This window comes from Streptomyces sp. NBC_00464, from assembly GCF_036013915.1.
In the GTDB taxonomy this organism is placed as follows: Bacteria; Actinomycetota; Actinomycetes; order Streptomycetales; family Streptomycetaceae; genus Streptomyces.
In genome coordinates this window covers 2,412,809-2,432,210 of the sequence record NZ_CP107899.1, presented here as the reverse complement: position 1 = coordinate 2,432,210, position 19,402 = coordinate 2,412,809, and the positions used below count along the sequence as shown (strand labels likewise).

At 70.0% G+C, this 19,402-nt stretch carries 23 protein-coding genes; 10 read left to right on the top strand and 13 right to left on the bottom strand.

From position 1 onward, the window contains the following. The first annotated feature begins 15 nt into the window (after positions 1–15). The 8 genes from OG912_RS10535 to OG912_RS10500 all read left to right on the top strand — a co-directional run bounded on the left by OG912_RS10535 (position 16) and on the right by OG912_RS10500 (position 7,386). Positions 16–1,386, top strand: a complete 1,371-nt coding sequence (locus OG912_RS10535; protein WP_327709129.1) for a sensor histidine kinase — start codon at positions 16–18, stop codon at positions 1,384–1,386. Positions 1,387–1,451: 65 nt separating this feature from the next. After that, on the top strand, positions 1,452–2,528 hold the full coding sequence (locus OG912_RS10530) for a response regulator transcription factor (protein WP_327709128.1): 1,077 nt from the start codon (positions 1,452–1,454) through the stop codon (positions 2,526–2,528). A gap of 203 nt (positions 2,529–2,731) precedes the next feature. Next, a complete protein-coding gene (locus OG912_RS10525; RefSeq protein ID WP_326738412.1) occupies positions 2,732–2,965 on the top strand; it encodes a hypothetical protein in 234 nt (77 codons plus the stop codon). 8 nt (positions 2,966–2,973) lie between these two features. Further along, entirely contained in the window at positions 2,974–3,567 is a 594-nt protein-coding gene (locus OG912_RS10520; RefSeq protein WP_327709127.1) for a pilus assembly protein TadG-related protein, read from the top strand. Between the two features lie 28 nt (positions 3,568–3,595). Next, entirely contained in the window at positions 3,596–4,189 is a 594-nt protein-coding gene (locus OG912_RS10515) for a hypothetical protein (RefSeq protein ID WP_327709126.1), read from the top strand. Then, positions 4,189–4,833, top strand: coding sequence for an OmpA family protein (locus OG912_RS10510; RefSeq protein WP_327709125.1), 645 nt, complete (start codon positions 4,189–4,191; stop codon positions 4,831–4,833). The genes OG912_RS10515 and OG912_RS10510 overlap by 1 nt, the downstream gene beginning before the upstream one ends. 260 nt (positions 4,834–5,093) lie before the next feature. Next, positions 5,094–6,578, top strand: a complete 1,485-nt coding sequence (locus OG912_RS10505) for an MFS transporter (protein ID WP_327709124.1) — start codon at positions 5,094–5,096, stop codon at positions 6,576–6,578. A 115-nt stretch (positions 6,579–6,693) separates the two neighbouring features. Continuing rightward, positions 6,694–7,386 (top strand): TetR/AcrR family transcriptional regulator, encoded by a 693-nt coding sequence (locus OG912_RS10500; protein ID WP_327709122.1) that lies wholly within the window; start codon positions 6,694–6,696, stop codon positions 7,384–7,386. Positions 7,387–7,396: 10 nt separating this feature from the next. Here the strand turns inward: OG912_RS10500 and OG912_RS10495 are convergent, their stop codons facing one another. Both OG912_RS10495 and OG912_RS10490 read right to left on the bottom strand, forming a co-directional pair. Further along, positions 7,397–7,588: a hypothetical protein gene (locus tag OG912_RS10495; protein ID WP_327709121.1), complete on the bottom strand. Its 192-nt coding sequence runs from the start codon at positions 7,586–7,588 to the stop codon at positions 7,397–7,399. Positions 7,589–7,598: 10 nt separating this feature from the next. After that, on the bottom strand, positions 7,599–8,450 hold the full coding sequence (locus OG912_RS10490) for a helix-turn-helix domain-containing protein (RefSeq protein ID WP_327709120.1): 852 nt from the start codon (positions 8,448–8,450) through the stop codon (positions 7,599–7,601). Between the two features lie 311 nt (positions 8,451–8,761). On the opposite strand from OG912_RS10490, the gene OG912_RS10485 reads away from it, so the two are divergent. Then, positions 8,762–9,301, top strand: a complete 540-nt coding sequence (locus OG912_RS10485) for an ATP-binding protein (protein ID WP_327709119.1) — start codon at positions 8,762–8,764, stop codon at positions 9,299–9,301. Between the two features lie 216 nt (positions 9,302–9,517). Here the strand turns inward: OG912_RS10485 and OG912_RS10480 are convergent, their stop codons facing one another. Then, complete coding sequence (locus tag OG912_RS10480) at positions 9,518–10,189, bottom strand: hypothetical protein (RefSeq protein WP_327709118.1); 672 nt, start codon at positions 10,187–10,189, stop codon at positions 9,518–9,520. 241 nt (positions 10,190–10,430) lie between these two features. Next, complete coding sequence (locus tag OG912_RS10475; RefSeq protein WP_327709117.1) at positions 10,431–11,447, bottom strand: hypothetical protein; 1,017 nt, start codon at positions 11,445–11,447, stop codon at positions 10,431–10,433. Positions 11,448–11,706: 259 nt separating this feature from the next. On the opposite strand from OG912_RS10475, the gene OG912_RS10470 reads away from it, so the two are divergent. Further along, the gene (locus OG912_RS10470; RefSeq protein ID WP_327709116.1) at positions 11,707–12,222 is read left to right on the top strand and encodes a GNAT family N-acetyltransferase; all 516 of its coding nucleotides are present in this window, start codon (positions 11,707–11,709) and stop codon (positions 12,220–12,222) included. 145 nt (positions 12,223–12,367) lie between these two features. Here OG912_RS10470 and OG912_RS10465 read toward each other — a convergent pair whose 3' ends face one another. The 9 genes from OG912_RS10465 to OG912_RS10425 all read right to left on the bottom strand — a co-directional run bounded on the left by OG912_RS10465 (position 12,368) and on the right by OG912_RS10425 (position 19,397). Beyond that, entirely contained in the window at positions 12,368–12,919 is a 552-nt protein-coding gene (locus tag OG912_RS10465; RefSeq protein ID WP_327709115.1) for a hypothetical protein, read from the bottom strand. Between the two features lie 162 nt (positions 12,920–13,081). Further along, a complete protein-coding gene (locus tag OG912_RS10460; RefSeq protein ID WP_327709114.1) occupies positions 13,082–13,558 on the bottom strand; it encodes a hypothetical protein in 477 nt (158 codons plus the stop codon). Between the two features lie 71 nt (positions 13,559–13,629). Further along, the gene (locus tag OG912_RS10455; RefSeq protein WP_327709113.1) at positions 13,630–15,183 is read right to left on the bottom strand and encodes an alpha/beta hydrolase; all 1,554 of its coding nucleotides are present in this window, start codon (positions 15,181–15,183) and stop codon (positions 13,630–13,632) included. Between the two features lie 410 nt (positions 15,184–15,593). Next, positions 15,594–16,250: a hypothetical protein gene (locus tag OG912_RS10450; RefSeq protein ID WP_326738428.1), complete on the bottom strand. Its 657-nt coding sequence runs from the start codon at positions 16,248–16,250 to the stop codon at positions 15,594–15,596. Positions 16,251–16,330: 80 nt separating this feature from the next. After that, a complete protein-coding gene (locus OG912_RS10445; RefSeq protein WP_327709112.1) occupies positions 16,331–16,633 on the bottom strand; it encodes a hypothetical protein in 303 nt (100 codons plus the stop codon). Then, the gene (locus tag OG912_RS10440) at positions 16,630–17,034 is read right to left on the bottom strand and encodes a hypothetical protein (protein WP_327709111.1); all 405 of its coding nucleotides are present in this window, start codon (positions 17,032–17,034) and stop codon (positions 16,630–16,632) included. The genes OG912_RS10445 and OG912_RS10440 overlap by 4 nt, the downstream gene beginning before the upstream one ends. A gap of 53 nt (positions 17,035–17,087) precedes the next feature. Then, entirely contained in the window at positions 17,088–17,852 is a 765-nt protein-coding gene (locus OG912_RS10435) for a hypothetical protein (RefSeq protein WP_327709110.1), read from the bottom strand. Positions 17,853–18,003: 151 nt separating this feature from the next. Next, the gene (locus OG912_RS10430; RefSeq protein ID WP_327709109.1) at positions 18,004–18,306 is read right to left on the bottom strand and encodes a putative quinol monooxygenase; all 303 of its coding nucleotides are present in this window, start codon (positions 18,304–18,306) and stop codon (positions 18,004–18,006) included. A gap of 35 nt (positions 18,307–18,341) precedes the next feature. After that, positions 18,342–19,397 (bottom strand): aldo/keto reductase, encoded by a 1,056-nt coding sequence (locus tag OG912_RS10425; protein ID WP_327709108.1) that lies wholly within the window; start codon positions 19,395–19,397, stop codon positions 18,342–18,344. Positions 19,398–19,402 lie beyond the last annotated feature (5 nt).

Sequence of the window (19,402 nt, the reverse complement as noted above, 5' to 3'; positions counted from 1 at the left end):
AGGTGAGAGGACCGGATGGGCACACGCCTGAGCCGCTCCGCCCTGACGGGCGGCCCCGATGAACAGACGCCGGAGAGCACCCCCGGCCAGGTGCCGGCCCTGCCCATCCAGCTGAACGCGCTGCAGGCGTTGTGCCGGCAACTCTTCGGCTTCCGGCTGGCGATGACCCTGCTGGCCACCCCGTTCGCCCTCGACGGCGTGCACGAAGAGGTGGGTAGCTGGCTGGTGGGAGCGGCGGTCCTCGTCACCGTGATGGTCTCGTACGTACTGATGCGCGACTGGGAGCGCTTCGGTCCGGTCCTGTTGCGTCATCCGCTGCTGCTGGCCGCGGACATGCTCTTCGGCGCGCTGCTGCTGTTCGCTGCGAGCCCCGGTTCGACACTCTCGTACGTCACGGTCTGCACCCCGCTTCTCGCCGGCCTGGTCTATGGCTGGCGGGGCGGCGCCATCTTTGCCGCGCTTCAGGCTTTGCTGCTTGCCGCAGCCTATGGAGTCAGCGAGGAGGCCGATGCGGATGCCTCGGCCCTCCTTGTGGTGGGGCTCTGCATCATGGCCGGTGCGGTCGGCAGCTCGTTGCGCGGTCTCCTCCTGAGGTTCGGCGCCGCCTCCCAGGCTCTGACGGAGACCCGGGCCCGTCTCGCGGTCAACGGCGCGGTCGAGGAGGAGCGCGCCCGCCTCGCCCGCGAGATGCACGACTCCGTGGCCAAGACCCTGCACGGCCTGGCCATGGCAGCCGACGGCCTGGCCAGCACCGCCGACCGCATGGACCCGCTGACGGTCAAGCACCAGGCGGAGCTCGTCGCACGCGCGGCTCGCCGGGCCGCAGCGGAGTCCCGGGAACTCCTCTCGGACCTCCGCAGGGAGTCGGGTCTCGACGGCGGAGTGGACGTGGTGGACGAACTGGCCGCACGCACTGCGGACTTCGATCGCCGCCACGCCGTGAAGGCAGTCTTTCGCCGACTCGGCGAGGGACCCGTCCCGCCCATTCCGCATGCCGTGGCCCGTCAGGCCCTCACCATCGCGACCGAGGCGATGGAGAACGCCCAGCGCCATGCCCGTCCCAACTATGTGGAGGTCTCCGCCGGGCTGGTCCGCGACGTGGTGCGCATCAGCGTGTACGACGACGGCGAGGGCCTGCCCCGGGGTACTTCCCTGGCAGATCTGCGCAAGGCCGGGCACTTCGGCCTCGTCGGCATGGTCGAGCGCGCCGCCTCCATCGGAGCCCGCATCCGGATCGGCAGGGGACAGGCGGAACGGGGTACCGAGGTTCGCCTCGACCTGTCGCTGGTCGCAATGAACCTGGCGCCACCTGCGTCTGCCGCCCCTCCCGGATACCCACCGTTGCTCACGCAGGTACCCGGCCAACCCGTCCGACCACACAACTGAATCCGCACATCCGCTCCTGAGTACCCCCCACACAGTCCCCATCCTTGAGAGAGGAGGCCCGCGCCATGTCGGACGAGATTTCCCGCAGTTCCGGAGAACAGTGGACGCAGCAGCCGCACGTCTCGCAGCACACGTCCTCGCATCCGAGCCCGCTCAGTTCGCCCCCCACAGCCGGTGTCCCCACACCTGATTCTCCCGGTGGATTCCCGGCCTTGCCCAGCCAGGAAGCGATGCCTGCGACACGTGCGCTCAGAGTGGTCGTCGCCGACGACAACCCGGTCGTACGGGCGGGCCTGACCGTTCTCCTGCACGGACGCGACGACATAGACGTGGTCGCGGAGGCGGGTGACGGCCGTCAGGCGTACGAGATGGCGGTGCGGCACCGGCCGGACGTCGTGCTGCTGGACGTACGCATGCCCGGCGTCGACGGCATCTCGGCTCTGCCCCACCTGGCGCGGCTGGCTCCGGTGCTGATGATGACGTACAGCCGGGAGAGCGAGATCGTCCACGAGGCGCTGCGTCTGGGGGCCGGCGGGTACCTGGTGCACGGCGAGTTCACCGCGGACGAGCTGGTGGCCGCCGTTCGCGATACGAAGGAGGGCCGGGCCCACTTCACGTACTCGGCCAGCAGCGCATTGCTGGAGTCGGTACGTGGAGGGACTGGCGGCCAGGACGGCCGACCGTTGCCTGAAGGCCTGGGTACGGCCTTCACCGGGTCGGGCTACCGCCCGGTTGCCCCATCGGGGCAAGTGTCTGCACCCGCACACGACACGCGCGGACCGTGGGGTCCCGGTGGAGGGGTGAGCCACCAGGCCGGGGGCGTGAGCCGGGAGTTGAACGCGCACGGATTCCCGCAAAAGGCTTCGCTTCCGCAATCATCTGTGGGACATTCTTCCTCAGGGCTGCCTGGTGTGGCCCCCCTGGGAGTGCAGGCCGAGCTGAGTGAACGGGAGGTGGAAGTGATGGACCTGATCGCGTCGGGCATGACCAATCAGCAGATCGCTGCCACCTGCTTCATCAGCCAGAAGACCGTCAAGAACCACATCAACCGCATCTTCGCCAAGTTGAATGCCGGCAGCCGGGGCGAGGCCATCGCCGTCTGGCACCGCATGTCGTCCGGGGGGTCGACGAGGCATGGCTGAGAACGGGGCGGGCTTTGAGGCCCAACTGACCGAATGGGCCCGGAGTTGGGCCCGCAGGCCCATGCGAGTGGGTGTTGCCCCGACGTACGTTTCTCATGTCGAAAGTGAGACCGGCCAGGAGGAAGCCGGAAGCGCGAACGACACGAAGACGTACGCAGCACCGTCGGCCGATTCCCGGTCGGCCGAACTCGGAGGGGAACACCATGTCGAACATCACCCTGAAGGCCGCCGCCACCACGCAGACCTACATCAACGGCTGGAAGAACACCGCGGTGGACGCGCTCAAGCGTCGCAGCGACAAGGGTCAGGGCGCGATCGAGTACGTCGGCATCACGATCCTCGTGGTGGCGATCGTCGTGGCGCTGCTGCAGACGAACCTCGGCTCGACCATCGGTGCGAAGTTCACCGAGAAGATCAACCAGGTTCTCAACGGGTGATCCGTCGAGTGAAGTCCGAGGCAGGGCAGGCCGCACCGCTGTACATCACAGCGGTGACGGGCCTGCTCTTCCTTGCGTTGGTCTTCTTTGCGTTCGGTGAAGCTGACGTCAAGCGCAACGGGGCTCAGACTGCCGCCGACGCCACTGCTCTGGCAGCGGCCAAGGACTCCCGGAAGCTGCTCAAGTTGGACCTGATGGCTCACGTCATGGACAGGGGCTTCTACACCGAGGTGTTCAACGCCCCCTACGTCGGGTTGGACGGCTGTCCCATGGGGCAGGCGTTTGGCCGCATGAACGACGCCACCGACGTCGACTGTCACCCCGTTGGCGATATGCGCTGGGGCTACGAGGTCGAGCTGAAGTCGAGAAAGCAAATGAGCGCGAACCTTGTACCGGGTACTGAGGGGAAGCAGGCGGAGGCAGAGGCCGTCGCAGTCCTCGACAATCGAGGATGCAAGTTCGTCCCGAACCCGATCATTACGTCGTCGTCCATCGGTACGGTCGGCTGTGTCAGCGGGCTTGTGTGGGTGGTCAGCCCCCAGGGTCTGGCTGCCATGCCTGATATGACCCTGTTTTTCGACGTTCGCCTGGCCGAAGACTGACCACGACAAACGCAAAGGAACTGGACCGATGAGCTATCCGCACGTGAGGACCATGCGCCGCGCCGGGGGGGCTGCTGTTCTGGCAGCTGTTCTGGCGCTTTCGATGACCGCCTGCGGCAGTGACGACGGGGAGAAGCCGAAGGACGCCGCGTCCCAGGCCTCTACCTCGCCGTCCCAGTCCGACAAGGGCAACGGCGGCGGGGAAACCGTCCCGGACACGAGCACCGTTCTGGTGACATCCAAGAACGATGACGGCATCGAGATGGCCATCAACTCGGCCAAGCGTGACAGTGGTGGGTTCCTCACGGTCACCGGACAGCTCAAGAACAACTCGGGCAAGAGCTACACCATCCCCATTGGCTGGAACGGCAAGGAGGTTGCCGTTGCGCTCAAGGACCGTTCTCTGGCGGACATGACCCTGGTCGACTCGGTGGGGAAGAAGCGCTACTACGTCCTGAGGGACACGGACAACCGTCCACTGACGACCACGGGCTTCAACGCGTTCCTCGACACGGGGAAGACCATCACGTTCTTTGCTCAGTTCCCGTCCCCTCCGGACACCACCAGTAAGGTCGACCTCCTGTTCCACGGGTTCGCCCCTGCGCCGATTGAGATCTCCTGATGAACGGCACCGTCACCACCACACGCAGAGTGTCCGACCGGATGGCGATCACGGTTCTGGCCGGTGTGCTCGCGTTCGGAGCCGTGGGTGTACCGCAGGCATTCGCGGACGACAGCCCGTATCCCTCAGCGTCTGCGGATCCGTCCGTCAAGATCGACGCGAACGATTCGGACCTCAAGCTCCCCGAGGGGGCGACGCTCGCCCCCGCCAAGATCCTCGACATCAAGTCGGTCATCGAGGACATGGGCGGCGAGGAGCGCCGCGAGGACACCAACTCGGACATCAAGTTCGCACTTCAGGCCGAGGTCCTCTTCGGCAAGGACAGCGCGAAGCTGAGCTCGGCGGCCAACGGCCGTATCAACGCGATTGCCACGGAGATCAAGAAGCAGGACGCCAAGAAGGTCCGGGTGTTCGGCTTCACCGACAACCTGGGTTCCTCCGCCCACGGCGACGTGCTCTCCAAGGAGCGCGCGGAGGCCGTGCACAACGTCCTGGACAAGGCCTTGGCCGGCACCGGTATCTCGTACGAGATCCGTGGCTACGGTGAGCAGTACCCGATCGCCGACAACTCCTCGGAGGACGGCCGCAAGAAGAACCGTCGGGTGGAGGTCTCCTTCGCGCGTGCGGAGGGCTCGAAGAGCTGACCGGCTCCATCGCTCGGCAGGGCCTCGGGCCGGTCGCGCAGTCCCGCAGCGGCGGCACACACGGTGTGCCGCCGCTGCGGCGTTCCCGGCCCGGTGGAGAGGCGGAGCAGGCCCTGGGGCCATTCACGCACCGTGCCGGTCCCCGTGCTGCCCGTCATGAGGTGTGAGGGTGCACGCAGCCAATCATTTTGAACGGAGCGCTCCGCTCCGATAGGTTGGCGGAGTACCACCGTCCGCCCTCCTCCGCCCGAAGGCCTGCCATGTCTCATTCCGTACCGCCGTCCACGGGGCACCGGGGCGCGCTGCGCCCCAGTGCCCTCCTGACCGCGCTGCTCGTCTCCGTCGGCTCGTACGCGCTGATGCAGACGATGATCGTTCCGGCGCTGCCGGTCCTGACGCGCGAGCTGGACACCGACCCCTCCACCGCGGGGTGGCTCATCACCGCGTTCATGCTCGGCTCGGCCGTCCTGACGCCGGTCGTCGGATCGCTCGGCGACCGGTACGGTCACCGGCGCATGATGCTCGTCTCGCTCGGCGTCTTCCTGCTGTCCACCCTCGGTGCGGCCTTCGCCCCGGGAGTGCCGTTCCTCATCGTGATGCGGGCCTTCGAAGGCATCAGCATGGCCACGCTCCCGCTCGCGCTCACCCTGATCCGCGAGAAGATGCCGCCCGAGCGGACCGTCAGCGCCTTCGGCCTCACCTCGGCCATGATCGGCGGCGGCGCCGGGCTCGGCATGGTCGTCGGTGGACTGCTGATCGACAGCGCGTCCTGGCGCTGGATGTTCGGCGTCGAGAGCGTGCTCATCGCGATAGCCCTGCTCCTCGTGGTCGTGTACGTCCCCGAGACCTCGCGGCAGCGCACCGGGCACACCGCCACCCCTGCCCGCCTGGACCTCCCGGGCGCCATCCTGCTCGCCGCCTCGATGTCCGCGCTCCTGCTCGCCGTCACCCAGGGCAGCGCCTGGGGCTGGGGATCGGGCCGGGTCATCGGGCTCTTCGTCCTCGCCGCCGTCCTGCTCGCCGCCCTCGGAACGGTCGAGACGCGTCGTGCCGCGCCCCTGGTCGACATCCGGCTGCTGCGCCACGGCCCGATGTTCGTCACGACCGTCGCGACGCTGCTCATCGGGGCGATCCCGTTCCTGTTCTACGTCCTGCTGCCGCCCCTGCTCCAGACCCCGGAATCAGCCGGTGCCCCCTACGGGCACGGTCTGTCCGTGATCGAGGCCGGTCTGCTCCTGCTGCCTGGCGCGATCGGCACCATGATCGCGGGACGTCTCGGCCCGATGCTCAGTCACCGCTTCGGGGCCCGCGCCCCGCTGTTCGCGGCCATGGCACTCATGGCCGCAGGCGGTGTCCTGATGGCTGTCTGGCACGGCAGCGTGCTCCAGATCGGAGTGATCTTCGTGCTGGTCGGCTTCGGTTCCGGGTTCGGGTTCGCGGCCCTCGCCTCGCTCGTCGCGAAGATCGTGCCCCGTCGCGACCTCGCAGCCGGCAACAGCCTCAACACGGTGGTCCGCACGATCGGCAGTGCCATCGGCAGCCAGCTGGCCACCGTCCTGCTCCAGTCGTCGATCGTCTCGAGCACCGGCCTGCCCACCGATGATGCCTTCGGCCAGGGGTTCTGGCTGGCCGGCGGGCTCGGGGTAGCCGGTATCGTGCTCACGGTGGCGCTGCGCGTCCATCCGTACGAGAGCGCGGGTGCCCCGACCGGCGCGGTCGACACCGCGAAGGCGGGTGCCGTGTAGGTGCGGATACGGGGCCGGGCCCAAGGCGCCGACCTCTCGCGCCGCCCCTGCGGCCCGGTCGCGCGCACGGCCCGTCCGTACGCGACGAGACGAGAGAAGCGGAGAACCGGATCCCATGCCCACCCCCTCCCGAACCCCCGCCGGCCGCCCGCGTGGCCGCCAGGTGCAGGCCGAGGCGAACGACGCCAGGGTCCTGCGTGCGGCCCGCGCCGCATTCGCCGAATTCGGCTGGGACGCCCCCGTCTCCGTCATCGCCAAGCGTGCGGGGGTGGGCATGGGCAGCCTCTACCGGCGCTACCCCGCCAAGGACGACCTCGCCCGGCACGTCCAGGTCGACGGCCTCGACCGGTGGACCGCTCTCGTCGAGGGGGCGGCGGAGCGCCTCGGCCCCTGGGACGCGCTGGTCAGTGCGCTGCGGGCCGCACTGACCCAGGGCGGCGAGGTCAGCATGCTGCCCGTCATCGGGGGCCGCTTCGCCTCCTCTCCCGAGGTCGACGCCGCCTCCGCCCGCCTGGAGCACGCCCTGGGGGCACTGGTCCGCCGGGCCGTCGACGAGGGCTTCCTGCGACCCGATGTCACCCTGGCCGACCTGGTGCTGCTGCTCCAGCTCCTGGGCAGCCGGCTGCCCGGCTCACCGGAGCGGGTGGACGAACTGCGGGCCCGTTACCTGGACCTCACCCTGGCGGCCCTGCGCGCGCCTGCGGCCGGTCCGCTGACCGGTCCCGCCCCGCAGTGGCCGGAACTCCTGTCGTTCTGGAATGTCCGGGAGGATGCGGACACGGACGCTGCCGGACCCGATCAGCCCTGAGGCCCTCGTCTCACAACAGGTGGTCCGCCTTGCCGGCCTTGATGTCGCGGATCATCTGCTGGAGCGATTCGCGGCTGTCGGTGAGGTAGTGGTCCTCGGTGCCCGCGACGGCGATGTAGCTGTTGCCCTCGCGGTCCGTCCCGAAGCGGTAGCAGCTGGCGCCTTCGCCGCAGAATGGTTCTTCCCACGTGACGTCCTGCATGGTGACTCCCTCAGAGGTGGCGTGCGATGCCATGGATGAAGTTCCGCGACTTGTCCTCCGGCAGTGCGATCCGTTCCATCCAGTCAAGGTGGGAACGATACTTGCTCAACTGTGAGTCTTCGTACAGGAATTCGGGGCCGTGCGTGCTGTCCACCTGGACAGTGTCCAGCTGAGGTACCGGCCCTTCTGCGTAGTTGACCGTCTGACCCGCGCCGGGGAACGCCCCCGCTTCGAAGGGGATGACGCGCAGCGTGATGCGTGGGCTTTCGGAAGCGGCCAGCAAGTGCTCAAGCTGCGCACGAGCCACCTTGCGCCCGCCGAACTGCATACGGAGAGCGGCTTCATGGATGACGCCGATGTACTCGGGTGAGGCCGTGCCATCCAGGATCTTCTGCCGCTCCACGCGATGAGCGAGCCGCAGGGCCGCTTCGTGTTCCGGGAGTGCGGGGATGACCACGCGGAAGACGGCCAAGGCATGATCGCTCGTCTGGAGGATGCCCGGGATGTGGACCGAATGCGCGGTGCGCATGCGTAGCGCTCCGGCCTCCAGCTCCGAGATGTCGAGCAATCCAGCAGGCAGCAAGTCCCGGTACCGCTCCCACCAGCCCCGCTCTGTCGTTCTCGTCATCCGGGCCAGGGCCGCGACAAATGCCTGATCCTGACAGGCGCATGCGTCAGCCAGTGCGAGCAGGCGCTCCTCGCTGATGGCCCTGATGCCCTGCTCGATGTTGGAGAGCCGGGAGCGGTCGACTCGGAGAATGCCTGCGGCGGCCTGGGCGGAAACTCCGGCAGTCAGGCGCATCTTCCGGAGTTCGCGCCCCAGGCGCTTCTGACGTTCGGTCGGCGCGATTCGCGATGCCATGCCAGTCCTTCCGTGTCCTTCGCTGCGAAGTCTGCCGTGCCTCAGCCTTCTTGAACCACGCAAGGGGCACATTTCCGAGACGAGGTGGCCAATATGACCCGCCGTACACTACATTCAGTAACGCACCGCTCACGCACAGCCGAGCAAGAAGTGCATCGCACGGCCCTGCCCGCAACCTCCTTCCCTGGGAGGGGCGGGTCCGTGCCAGGGAGACAGGCCACTGTTCGTCGTCCGAAACGCGAGAGCCATCCGTGCGCACCCACGAGGAAGAGAGACACCGCCAACTCGCCACCCGTAACGGGGAGTCAGCCATGCACTCATCTCCACTCGCCGCACTCTGCCCGGCCGTCGCCGAAGCGCGGATGCCGTTCCCGGACGCGTACGCGCAGTCCGCCCCAACCCGCTCACCGCAGCCCTACCTCCGCCCGAAAGGCGGCTCGGGCCGCACCGCCTCCGGGCTCGCCCTGAGCTTCACCCTCCCCGGCGACATCCGCAGCGCACGCATCGCCCGTGCGGCGACCGCAGCCGCGCTGGAGGCGCACGGGCTCGCCCCGTACGTCTGGCCGGTGACGTACGCGGTCACCGAACTCGTCTCCGTCACCGCGCGGATGAGCCCCGGCCGGGAGCTCTACGTATCCCTGCGCCACCGCGACGACGCGGTCCGCCTCCTCGTCTGGGACCAGCATCCGCACCACCCCGATTCCGACCTGACCGCCCTCTGCGAGGCGCGCCGCCGACGCGCGCTCTGGCTGCTTGCGGCGGTCGCGGACGACTGGGGAGGCGAGTGGGGCATGTGCGAGGCACCGCAGCCGCAGCGGGGTACCAAGTCCTGGGTGGTTCTTCCTCGTTGAGGTGATCCACGCGACCCTTCGCACGGTGCGGCACCCGCCACCCGTCATCCGCGACTGTGGCTCATGACCTCGGGCGGGCCGAAGGACCGGCTTCGGCTGATCGCTCGACCTTGATCCGCCCCTTGGTGCGCAGGCCGGATCCGTCAGAGCCGCCAACGCGGCAGAGGTAGCCGAGCGGGTCGACGACAGCGGGGCTCTCGAACGCTCCTGGCGTCCTCAGTCGTCGCTGTCCTCGACGCCTCCTCGCAAGCCCCAATCGTCCAGGCCGGAGTAGATCAACGCCGTGCGGATCCGCGGAAAGGAGAGAGCCTCGGCCTCCCCTGAATAGATCGCCACAAGTGAGTCGGCCGATCGCCACCAGGTGTCGGCCATGCCCTGTACTTCGCGCACCGGCTTGTACCCGTCCAGCACGATGCCGTCGACCTCGTCGCCTGTGACCTTGACGATTTGCTGTGCGCACCCGGACACGTGGTGAGTGAGCGCGAGCGACTCCACCCAGCCCGCGACGGTGGCATGGAGGGGCACCCACTTGCCTGCGTGAATGCCGAACTCGCCGGATGGTCCGATCATGAACGCGTACGGGACGGCGGTCCGCTGCACTCCGGCTTCGAACCGCCACCCATCGGAGGCTGAGCCCTCGGGCGAGTCGGCTTCGAGGTACCTGGGTCCACCGTCGTACCGCGGTGAGGGTGGCAGCACCAGCCCGCCCCACTGCTCTTCATAGGCGGCCATACGGTCGATGACTGCCGCTGGGACATCTCGCCCAAGCCACCACTGCCGGTGTTCCTCGACGGGCTGGACATCGACCTTGACGCCATGCGAGCCAACGAACGACCGGGCTCGTTGGGTGAGGCCCTCAGGCACGTCGTGGAAGAGGTTGAGATTCACGGGGGTGACGTTACCCAGTCCCCAGGGACTCGTCGTCGGGGACCGGGGCGTCGGGGGCTCGACAGCGGGGCCGCCGCCGCATACGTACGGGCGCCGGTCTCCGTACTAGTCGCGGTGCCAGACACCGTCCCTATCCCGCACCCACTCCCGCACGCACTCCCGCTCCGAGGGCAAGTTGGGAGAGGAATGGGCGCGATGGCTGCGGTGCGGGCAGCCCTGTAGGTGCCCGTGGGCGCCCAATTCACTCCCAACTTTCGGGTACGCGAAGGGCTCGGAGGGCTTGGAGGGCGGTGACGATCTCGGCGAGGACGCGTTTCGGGTGGCGGTAGACGTCCGTTGCCGTGAAGCGGAGGATGCGGCGGATCTCCGGGCAGCCCTGGAGCTCGTTGAAGCGGCGGAGGTCCTCGGTGTGCGCTTCGCGGGTGCCGTGGAAGGCGTAGCCCTCGATCTCCACCACCAGGCCCTCGGCCCGGAAGAAGAAGTCCGGGCGGAGGCAGAGGCCGGTCGGGGTGCGCAGGAGTGCCTGGGTCTCGGGGCGGAGACCGGCGTCGTGGAAGAGGAGGCGAGTGACCGTTTCGGTGGGGGAGGCGGAGGCGGGGTCGAGGAGCGGGAGCAGGGTGCGGGCGCGGGTGGCGCCGCGACGAGGGTGCGCGAGTTCGGCGTGGAGTGCGCGGAGGGGGAGGAGGGGAGGGCGGCGGACTCCGTGCACCCGGCGGGCGGAGAGGGCCGAGTCCGCGACCACGACCGCCTCGTTGCGAGGGAGTTGCCGCATCAGGTCGCCCACCGTGCGGGCCGGGGACGTGACGCGGAGGCTCCGTCGCACGGTTCGGTCGGCCGGTGTAAGGGGAGAACGGTGGATTCGGGTACCGGGGCGGCTGCGGTACGGGCCGGGGCGCGGGTCGGTGAACTCGGCCTCGGCGTAGACCTCCTGGGCCGGGCCGTGAAGAAGTTCGAGGCGGTGAAGAGCCGCTGCGGTGCGGTGGCTGCACACGAGGTTCGGCTGGAGTGTCTGTACGGCCCAGGCCCGGGTGAACCAGTCGATCCGGCGCCCCGGGGCAGCCCAGGCGCCGTGGGCGAGCGGCTGCCATTGCCCTTGCCGCAGCCGATGGTGCAGCTGCCTCCGTGTCCAGCCGGCTTCGAGGGCTCGGGCCGTGAAGAGGACGCCTCCCGGTGCCAGGCCCGCCAGTTCGGGCACGGCCTCGGTCCGTCGGAGTGCCGGTGGTTCCGGGGAGGGTGGGGTGTTGCCTGCTGTGGTCATGGAGCCACGATTCCGCAACGGGCGCGGAGACGGACCGCCCTGTGGATAAGTCCGCGGCGACGTGCGTCCGCCGGGTGGCGCCGGGTGCCGTCCGGCGTCCCGCTCCGCGGCAGGGCGGTGGCGGTGCGGGGAGGCGCTCCGGACGCGACTGCGGCCCGGCGTAACTGCGGTCGGCTGCACGCCACTTGTCGTGTGCGCTCTTGAGTCGTTGCGCAACCGTTCCCACGTCGCGCCTCGCGCGGGATGACAGACTGTACGGATGATCGATGAGCTTCCGGCCGGCCTGACGGCCCGGCACCTTGCCGACGAGGACCATCTCCGTGTGCTCGCCGTGCTGGACACGTGGTGGGGCGGACTCAAGGGGGAGGCGGGGTCGACCGAACGTGCGTTGTTGCTGCCCCGGCTGTACTTCCAGCACTTCACCACCACCAGTTTTCTGGTCGAACGCGGCGATGGCGAGGTTGCCGCCTTCCTGGTCGGCTTCCTGTCGCAGACGGAGCCCGACACCGCCTATGTGCACTTCGTGGGCGTCGACCCGGTGCTGCACGGGCAGGGCGTCGGGCGGGTCCTCTACCGGTCGTTCTTCGCGCTCGCCCGGTCGCACGGGCGCCGTTACGTGCAGTGCATCACCAGCCCGGAGAACACCGCGTCGCAGGCCTTTCACACCCGGCTGGGCTTCACGGCCTCCGCTGTGAAGCCGGACTACGACGGCCCCGGGCTCGAGCGGGTGGCGTTCACCATCGATCTCTCCGCTGATCCGGACGAAGGGCGCTGAGGCGGGTATCGAGTCGTGATCGGGCTTTGGACGCGGTCTCGCTCCGAGTCCTGATGCGGTAGACCGTCGCCTGCCTACGCGCCTCGCTGATCCGGAGGAAGTATCCCGCCAGGACCGACCCGTTGATCAGGAGTCGCTCCGCGCCTCAGCGCCGCCGACCGTGGCCGCCCTGTCGTCTGCCGTTGTCCTTGCCGGGGCCTCTGCCCCGGGTCTTGCCCCTAGGCATGCCGGGAGCCTGCACCGGGCGCCCCTGCCAGTCGATGCTGTCGTCCTCCGACAGGCTTGCCGCATGCGAGAGCGCATGCTGGATCAGCAGTGTCAACAGGCGCTTGGACTCCGCCGAGGGCAGTTCGCTCTGCCAGGCACAGAGCGAGTACCAACCCTGGCCCGGATCCGTCAGGGGCGGGAAGGGCCTTGCGAGCTCCAGGGGTTCGGCCGGCGCTTCGGGAAGGCGCACCAGCAGCGTGCCCGTGCCCCAGGCGACGACCCCGGCGATGCCCTTGGCCGCAAGCACCGGCACACCGAACGTCGCCAGGACGGGCCACTGGGGAGCAAGATCCTCAAGTCTCTCGACCAGATCGGGGTGGGTGTGCAGCTCCCACCCCCCGTCGACGGGGGAACCGCCCTCCTGCGGAACGCTCTGCTGCTGCAGCAGGTCGAGCAGCGCCGTGTTCTGAGGCAGGTCCAGCAGCGTCATGCCTCGACACGCTACGCGCAGTGGTGGTGTTCCGCGCCGGCTCCGTTCCAGCACGGAGCACCACCACCCGCATCAATCGACAGTCCTCGTACATCCCGATGGCGTCGGTGCCACTCCCGCCCTCCGTTCGCAGCCGGGGCGATTCCGCAGAAGGATCACGGCTCAGTATCCGGGCTGGCCGTACGGGTTGAGTGCCCGGAACCGGACCGTGTCACTGCGACGGTCGAACCAGAGCTTGGTGAAGTAGCCGCTGCCGTCGCGGTCGAGCTCGTGCGACCGGACCCACTGCGGATTCTCCGGCCCCTCGTCCTTGAGCGGCTTCTCGAACCACGAGGAGAGGCCATCGGCCGGCGCCTCGGAGACGAAGGCGTGGGCCGCAGTCAGCTCGGCGAGCTTCCCCGGTGTCAGCCGGGCGAAGCCCGAGATCACCAGCTCCGGCGACGGTATGCCCCGGTCGTTGTCCCGGCTGCTCACCCACTTGGCGTCGGTGAGCGGTCCCAGCAGCGGAAACGCCCGCTCCAGTGGTGCGGTGTCGGTGTGCCAGTCCCGCTTGGTCCCGCTCGTGACCTGACGCAGGGCCCACCACGTGGGTAGGACCGCCAGCCCCACCCCGATCCCGATCACTTTTCTTCGGTCCACCGCGATCCCCTCGTGCCTGACTCAATGACGTGCCCGGTGTGCTGACGGCCGCCCGGCGGATCCGTACGGCCTCAGGACATGCTGCCCCGGCACACCGTCCCCGGGGCCGGGGTGCGGCCCGTAAGGAGGTACTGGTCGACCGCCTTCGTGACGCAGCGGTTCTGCGGGTACGTGCCGTGGCCCTCCTCCTCGGCCGTCAGGAGCACGCCCACACCGTCGCCCAGGGCGCGGGCCATGTGTGGGGCGCCGGGGTACGGGGTGATCGGGTCGCCGGTGCCACCGACCACCAGGATGGGGGCCGCGCCGTCGGCGTTCACCTGGGGCGTGGTGCGCTCGCCGTCGAACGGCCAGTCGTAGCAGAGGTAGACGCCGCTGGACCAGGCCGCGCCGAAGACGGGTGAGGCGGCTCTGACGTGGGCCTCGTCCCTGTCGAGGCGTTCGAAGCCGGGGCGCAGGCTGGAGTCCGCGCAGGTGATCGCGGTCCGGGCGGCGACATTGCTTGTGTGCGGGGTCGCCGCGCGGTCGGCGGAGCCGATGTCTTCCGCGCGCTCGCTCAGCGGACGGCCGTCGTTGTGGTCGATCAGCGCGGTGAGGGCCTTGGCGAGGGGCGACCAGCCGTCCGTGCCGAGGTCGAGATGGTCGCTGACGGCGTACGCGAGGTCGTCGGCGTCGATCTTCCTTCCGCCGCCGGCCGGGGCGGGCTTCTTCTCCAGCCGGTCGGCCAGGCGCGCCATGCGTTGCTCGGCCTCCGCGGGCCCGTCGCCTGTCGGGCAGTTGCGGATACGGGCCGCGCAGTGCACGGCGAACCGGTCGAACGCCGCCTGGACCGCCTTGACCTGCGACACCTGTTCCTCGTCGAGGTCCTCGGTCGGATCGACGGACGCTTCGAGGACGAGCCGTCCGACGTGCGACGGGTACAGGTGGGCGTAGGCCGCGCCGAGTGCCGTTCCGTACGAGACGCCGAAGTAGTGCAGCCGCTCGTCGCCGAGGAGGTAGCGCATCAGGTCGAGGTCGCGCGCGGTGTGCGAGGTCCCGACGTACGGGAGCAGCGCCCCGGAATGCTTGGCGCAGGCCTCGGACCCGTCGTAGCGGGTGTCGTCCGCGGTCTTCCCGCAGTGCACGGGGATGGTCGCGCCGGTGCCGCGCGGGTCGAAGGAGACCAGGTCGTAGCGGTCCAGGAGCGGCTGGTACTGGCTGAGGTGTTCGGGCAGTTCACTCACGCCGGACACGCCGGGGCCGCCGAAGTTGAGGAGGAGCGAGCCGATGCGCCGGGCGTTCGGGCCGGTGGCCTTGTGGCGGATCAGGGCGACGTCGATCGTCCTGCCGTCCGGTTTCCGGTAGTCGAGGGGGGACTTCATGGTTGCGCAGTCGTAGTCCGTGCGCGCGGTGGGCGGCGAGGTGCAGCGGGACCAGTGGAGCTGCTGGCCGGTGGTGAGCGCCTTGGGCAGACCGGCGGGCGGGTTCTTCGCGGTGAACTCCGTACGCGGCTCCGCACTCCGGCCGGGAGCGTCGCGCTGGAGCCAGGCGCCGACGGCCCCGATCGCGACGAGGAGGACCCCGGCGATGATGAGCGCACCGACCGGGAGGCCCGGTCTGCGGCTTCGTATCGGAGGTGTGTCACTCATCGAAATCCCCGCGCTCCCGCCCCTGGACGCCCGCCCCGCGCCCGTATGCACGTACCCGTGATCGTCCGATCGTCGAATGAGTGCAGGGTACAAGCCGCCTCCGACAGCACGGCTCGCGCGCGTGCCCGGCTCAGCCCCCGGGGCGTCGCGGATGCCCAACCCGTGAACCTGGCGCACGTACTACAGGCCGCTGGGCCGCGTCGTTTCGTTGGCCAGGAGCACATCGCCCGTGTTGCCGAAGAATAGGGTCGACGCCTTGATCGGGTAGCACGTACCTGTGGATTTCGCCTTGTCCACCGGGTGCCCTCCGCCCCTCCGCCGTGCCCGTCGCCCGTGCCTGTGGTCATGCTGGTCCGGCTCTTCCGTTGTGGTGCCCGGCGGGGCGCGGTCCCTGCCCTGGCTTCCCGTCGTCACACGCGCCAGTCGGCGCAGTACTGGACGTGCAGGAGGGCCGGCACGTTCCGGCGCGTCCGCGGCCGGGACCACGGACCGGCTCTGAGGTCGGTGCAGCAGTGGCCGGCGTTCGGGCGGCGGTGCATGTGCGCAGGGGCCTCCTCGACGAGGCCACGCAGGGCCGTGCCGTGCTCGCGGAACGCGGTGGAACTGCCCACGACGAAAAGGGTGCCCGCTGCGATGTCGAAGCGGAGGTGGTCCCGGTGCGCGGGGTGGAGCCGCCGCTGGTGGTCGATGGCGCTCTCGTCGGGGAAGTCGTCGTCCGGGGTCTCCGCGACCTGTGGTGTGCCGGTGCCGAGCCGTGCCCGTATCTCCTTCCACGAACCCGTCGGGAACTGGAGACTGTGATGGAGCAGGACCAGGTCCAGCGGGGCCGGGACGCCGTCGCTCACGACTCCGTCCGGGGCCGCGTTGGCCCGGATCGGCAGGTGGACCAGTGACCGGGCGGACCGGGCGGCCAGGGACCACAGGGCGACGAGTTGTTCGGAGCCCTTGCGGTCCGCGTGCATCGACAGCCAATGGCCTTCGTCGCGCAGCGCCAGCCGGGCCGGGGGCGGGGCGGGCCGGATCACCCGGATCTCGTTGCTGCCCAGCCTCGCCTTGTGTATGCGCACCCGCTGTTCCACGTGCCCCCCGGACCCGTCGCCTGCCGCCCCACCCTAGTGCGGCCCCTCGGTCCGGTCCGAGCCGTTATTCACCCGAATCGCTCCACGGGCGTGCGCACGCCCGCCCGGAAGTCGATCAGGGCGGCACTGATGTCGCGCGCCGATCCGGAGAACAGCACCGACCGGTCGGCCCCCACGAGGATCGTCCCGCCGCCCCGCACCTGGTGGACGACCGCCACCGCATCGTCGTCGGGCAGCAGTACATGGCCCAGACCGGCATCCGGTGAGATGCGGCGGTACAGCGCCTCGCCGAACTCGATGAGCCGCCGCTGCTCCGGCGTGGGCTGCACGGCGTCCGGAGCCGCCCCCGCGCCCTTGCTCGCGTCGCTCATCCCGCCGCCCCGTCCTCGCCGCCGGCCGCCGCGAGCTCCGCGATCAGGTCGGCGTCGCGCATCCCGGGCAGGGCGTATCCCTCGGCCTCGTCCCACGGGACGTCGAGATCGTCCATGTGTACGCGCCATCGGGCGTCCGGCAGGGCCCGGCGCAACTCCGTCACGGAATCCAGCACATGGGCGATCACGGGCATCAACCGGCCTGGATCGAAAGGCATCTTGGTGGACCCGGTGACGATCTCCGACGGCTCGGAGGAAGCCCCGTCGTACACGTACAGGCTTTCCTCGTCTTCGTACGGGAACGAGGCCATGTGCGCGGCGACAACGCGGTCGACGGAGGCGGACTCGGCCTCGGTCAGCGGGGTCGCGCGGTGCGCGTTGTAGTAGAGGGAGACGCTCATGACGCGAGCGTACGACGAGGGTGTGACAGTGGTGGGCGGGCAGCGGCCGGGAGCTATGCCGGAGGGGCCGTACGCGCAAGACGGGCCCGGAGCTCGTCCCCGGCCCCGTCGAACCCGGCGGGCAGGCCGGGCAGGAGGGCGAGGGCGGCGGTGATGAGTTCCGCCGATGCCCTCGGGTCCGCCCGGACCGCCCTGACCAGCACGTCCGCGTCCATCGGGGACAACCGGTGACGCCACGCGGGGTGGGCGTGCGTCGCCGCGTAGTGGGCGGTCAGGACTTCGACGGGGGTCAGCCCGGTTCCGGACCGGCGCAGGAACATCGCCAGGCCGTACTGGCCGACGAAACCGCAGATCTCCTCGGGCCGGGACCTGTTGCTGCGGTGGGCGTCGTGGAGCTCGTAGACCACGGCGTACACGAGGGCGCGCTCCCGTTCCGTGCTCGGCGTCGGGAACGGCTCGTCCCGGAACAGCGCCTCCACGTCGGCCGGACGGACGAGCGGGCGACGGCCCGTACCGTCGACGGGGGAGACCGTCAGACGTACGACGCCGAGCGCGACGGTGTCCTCCGAGAGCGTGCGCACGTACCGAAGGCCGTCGCTCGCCTCCGGATCGTCCTCCCGGCAGGCCGCCCGCACCTGCGCGACGGTCGGCCCGTCCGTCCACACGAACGTCCACGCGGGTACGGAACCGGACCACTCGGCCTCGACCACGCCGTGCCGGTGGGGCTGTCGCCGGCTCTGCCGGTGGGCGTCGAGGGCGAACCGTTCGGTGAGCGTACGGGCGAGTCGGTGCAGGCGCGTCGCGCGGTCGGATGCCATCGGTGCCAGTATCCGTCGTGCTGCCGGCCGGCCGGCCGCGCTCGGGCCCCGCGGCCCGTGGCATCCGTGCCCCGCCCGGCTCGTGGCGTCCGCGCCCCGCCCGGCTCGTGACGTCCGCGCCCTGCCCGGCTCGTGGCATCCGGGGCCCCGGTCAGCTCGTGGCGTCCCCGGCCCCGGTCAGCCGCCGGATCGTCATCGGTTCGGCGAGGACCAGGTCCAGGACCTGCTTCACATGGCGGAAGTGCGCGGTGGTGAAGTGCTCGGCCAGGGCTGCCGCATCCGTCCACTCCTCCACGATCACCATGCGGGCGGGACGGTTGGGGTCGGCATAGGGGCGGTACGCGAGACAGCCCGGCTCCTCCATGGACGGTTCGATCATGGCTTCCAGAGCGGTGCGCAGCCGGTCCTCCAGGCCCGGCTGCGCCAGGCATTCGGCGATGACGACAAGGGACATGGTGACGGGCTCCTCGGTGGGCCGGCTGGGGGAGTTCACGGGCGGACCGGGCCCGCGCCCGCGCCCGATGCGGTGATGACGGCGGCGATCTCGTCCAGGTCGGACGGGGTCAGCTGGACGGAACCCGCGCCGGACCAGCCGTCGACCTGGGCAGGTGTACGGGCGCCGACGATCGCGCCCGTGATGCCCGGCCAGGCCAGCGCCCAGGCGAGAGCGGTCTCCGCGACCGTGGCGCCGTGCCGGGCCGCCACCGGGCGCAGGCCCTCGGCGAGCCGCAGATTGGCCGGCAGGCCCGTGGTGAAGTCGTGGTGGGCGGTGCGCCAGTCGTCCGCGGGCAGCGCTGCCACGCGCGCCGCCGAGAACGTGCCGGTCAGCAGACCGGACTGGAGCGGCGAGTAGACGATGACCCCGATGCCGTGTGCGCGGGCCCAGGCGATCTCGGCGGCGGCCGAGCGGTTGACCGCGGAGAACGGCGGCTGGATCACGTCGACGTGTGCGATGCGTTCGGCGGCTTCGAGCTGCTCGGGGGAGTGGTTCGACAGTCCGATGGCCCGGACCTTCCCCGACGCCTTCAGGTCGGCCATGACCTGCCAGTACTCCTCCAGCGGCGTGGCGTCGGGGGACACGGCCCCGGACCCGTCCCCCGCGTACTCCAGGGATTCGCCGGTGTCGGGCCAGTGCACCTGGTACAGGTCGATGCGGTCGGTCCCGAGCCGCCGCAGGGAGTCCTCCACCTCGCGGCGCACACTCGCGGGCTTCATGACGCGGCGCGGAGAGCCCTGGGGATCGGCAGGGTCCCGGACGAGCCCGGCCTTGGTGAACACGTAGGGGCGTTCGGTCTCCGGGAGGCCGGCCAGGGCCTTGCCGATCAGCTCCTCGGCGTGGCCGAGGCCGTACACGGCGGCGGTGTCGATCCAGTTGACGCCGGAGTCGACGGCGTGACGGATCGCCGCGACGGACTCGGTGTCGTCGGTGGGGCCCCAGCCGAACTGCCAGCCGGAGCCGGCGATCGCCCAGGAGCCGAAGCCGAGGCGGGAGATGTGCATGCCGGTGCTGCCGAGTGCGGCACCGGGAAGACGGGCGGAGGTCATGACGG

Excerpts from the sequence above, each read along its gene's own strand:
- OG912_RS10510 (WP_327709125.1), top strand. The coding sequence starts at position 4,189 with ATGAACGGCACCGTCACCACCACACGCAGAGTGTCCGACCGGATGGCG.
- OG912_RS10500 (WP_327709122.1), top strand. The coding sequence starts at position 6,694 with ATGCCCACCCCCTCCCGAACCCCCGCCGGCCGCCCGCGTGGCCGCCAG.
- OG912_RS10470 (WP_327709116.1), top strand. The coding sequence starts at position 11,707 with ATGATCGATGAGCTTCCGGCCGGCCTGACGGCCCGGCACCTTGCCGAC.
- OG912_RS10440 (WP_327709111.1), bottom strand. The coding sequence starts at position 17,034 with ATGAGCGTCTCCCTCTACTACAACGCGCACCGCGCGACCCCGCTGACC.
- OG912_RS10425 (WP_327709108.1), bottom strand. The coding sequence starts at position 19,397 with ATGACCTCCGCCCGTCTTCCCGGTGCCGCACTCGGCAGCACCGGCATG.
- OG912_RS10530 (WP_327709128.1), top strand. The coding sequence starts at position 1,452 with ATGTCGGACGAGATTTCCCGCAGTTCCGGAGAACAGTGGACGCAGCAG.
- OG912_RS10505 (WP_327709124.1), top strand. The coding sequence starts at position 5,094 with ATGTCTCATTCCGTACCGCCGTCCACGGGGCACCGGGGCGCGCTGCGC.
- OG912_RS10465 (WP_327709115.1), bottom strand. The coding sequence starts at position 12,919 with ATGACGCTGCTGGACCTGCCTCAGAACACGGCGCTGCTCGACCTGCTG.
- OG912_RS10445 (WP_327709112.1), bottom strand. The coding sequence starts at position 16,633 with ATGAGCGACGCGAGCAAGGGCGCGGGGGCGGCTCCGGACGCCGTGCAG.
- OG912_RS10495 (WP_327709121.1), bottom strand. The coding sequence starts at position 7,588 with ATGCAGGACGTCACGTGGGAAGAACCATTCTGCGGCGAAGGCGCCAGC.
- OG912_RS10435 (WP_327709110.1), bottom strand. The coding sequence starts at position 17,852 with ATGGCATCCGACCGCGCGACGCGCCTGCACCGACTCGCCCGTACGCTC.
- OG912_RS10490 (WP_327709120.1), bottom strand. The coding sequence starts at position 8,450 with ATGGCATCGCGAATCGCGCCGACCGAACGTCAGAAGCGCCTGGGGCGC.
- OG912_RS10535 (WP_327709129.1), top strand. The coding sequence starts at position 16 with ATGGGCACACGCCTGAGCCGCTCCGCCCTGACGGGCGGCCCCGATGAA.
- OG912_RS10475 (WP_327709117.1), bottom strand. The coding sequence starts at position 11,447 with ATGACCACAGCAGGCAACACCCCACCCTCCCCGGAACCACCGGCACTC.
- OG912_RS10455 (WP_327709113.1), bottom strand. The coding sequence starts at position 15,183 with ATGAGTGACACACCTCCGATACGAAGCCGCAGACCGGGCCTCCCGGTC.
- OG912_RS10430 (WP_327709109.1), bottom strand. The coding sequence starts at position 18,306 with ATGTCCCTTGTCGTCATCGCCGAATGCCTGGCGCAGCCGGGCCTGGAG.
- OG912_RS10515 (WP_327709126.1), top strand. The coding sequence starts at position 3,596 with ATGAGCTATCCGCACGTGAGGACCATGCGCCGCGCCGGGGGGGCTGCT.
- OG912_RS10485 (WP_327709119.1), top strand. The coding sequence starts at position 8,762 with ATGCACTCATCTCCACTCGCCGCACTCTGCCCGGCCGTCGCCGAAGCG.
- OG912_RS10525 (WP_326738412.1), top strand. The coding sequence starts at position 2,732 with ATGTCGAACATCACCCTGAAGGCCGCCGCCACCACGCAGACCTACATC.